The sequence below is a fragment of the Mesorhizobium sp. M7A.F.Ca.CA.002.05.1.1 genome (genome assembly GCF_003998335.1).
Lineage (GTDB): Bacteria > Pseudomonadota > Alphaproteobacteria > Rhizobiales > Rhizobiaceae > Mesorhizobium.
Map to the genome: position 1 here is coordinate 1 of NZ_RZQI01001271.1, position 1,237 is coordinate 1,237.

The 1,237-nt window shown below is 62.2% G+C and carries 2 protein-coding genes; one reads left to right on the forward strand and one right to left on the reverse strand.

The genetic code is table 11. The features are described 5' to 3' along the window. Positions 1 to 905 (reverse strand): efflux RND transporter periplasmic adaptor subunit (locus EN939_RS34795; protein ID WP_127271892.1); only part of this gene is annotated, 905 nt, incomplete at its 3' end. 145 nt (positions 906 to 1,050) lie between these two features. On the opposite strand from EN939_RS34795, the gene EN939_RS34800 reads away from it, so the two are divergent. Further along, positions 1,051 to 1,237: TetR/AcrR family transcriptional regulator (locus EN939_RS34800; RefSeq protein ID WP_164751537.1), on the forward strand; the 187-nt coding region annotated here is incomplete at its 3' end.

Consider the following 1,237-nt stretch of genomic DNA (forward strand, 5'->3'; position numbering starts at 1 on the left):
TAGTCGCCATAGAGGCTTGTCGTCAGCGCCGTCTGCGGCAGGGTCAGCACGTTCTGCTCTTCGGGCAGCTCGACACGCACCTGCACGAACTGGCCGGGGGTCAGCTTGCCATCGGGATTGGCGACTTCCGCCCGGATGTTCACCAGCCGGCTGGACGAGTCGATCTTCGGGTCGATGCCGCGAATGGCGCCTGCGAATGGCCTGTCCTCACCGCCAAGGCCCAATCGAATCGTCTGGCCGATCTTGAGCAAGGCGAGTTGCTGTTCGGGAACCGAGAAATCGACCCGCATCGTGTCGAGGTCCTGCAATGTCACCACGGCGGTGCCGGGCGCCAGATACTGGCCGATATCGATTTTCGGAATGCCCACCGTGCCGCCGAAAGGCGCCGTCAGCTGCTTCTGTTCGAGTACGGCCTGCAGCTTGGTGACCTGAGATGCCGAGGCCGAGGCCGCCGCACGCGCCGTGTCCAGCGTCGAGTCGGAGCCGACGCCACGCCTGGTCAGTTCAATGGCGCGGGCCAGCGAGGTCTGGTCGAGCGCGGCCTGCGCTTTCTGTGCGTCGAGATCGGCGCGCTCGACGGCGTCATCGAGCTGCAGCAGAACCGCATTGTCGGCCACCTTCTGGTTGGCATGGAAAAGGATGTCCTTGACGATACCGGTGGTCTCGACCGCCAGGTCGACACCGCGCACAGCCTTGACCGTACCGATAGCCTCGACGCCTGGCGTCCAGGCCGAAGGCTTGGCGATGGTGGTCGACACGGTTGCCGCCGGCGGCTTCATCGATGCGAAATACTGCTTGATGCCGTTGTCGCGCAGGAAGTTGAAGCCGACGATGCCGCCGACCACGACGACGAGCAGAGCCAGAACCAGAACAATGATAAAGATACGGAGTATGCGCTTGAACAAGGAAGTCCCCTCAGTCGAAATCCGGCGCGAAGCGCGGATATCGGGACACATATCGACTGCGGGTCCCGATTTCAAATAATGGCGGTCTTCCTGTACCGTCTGGACGGTCTTGTCAATTGGGCCTAAGCTTGCGATGGGAGGCCCCATGAGAGCCCAAAGACCGAATTCGCGCGAGAAGATTCTCGCCGCGGCGGCTGATGTTGCCCGGGAATCCGGACCAGGCAGCCTGTCGCTGGATGCCGTAGCCAGCCGTGCCGGCGTGTCGAAGGGAGGGCTCCTCTACAATTTCCCGACCAAGGCCAAATTGATGCAAGGTTTGGTCGAAGGCTATC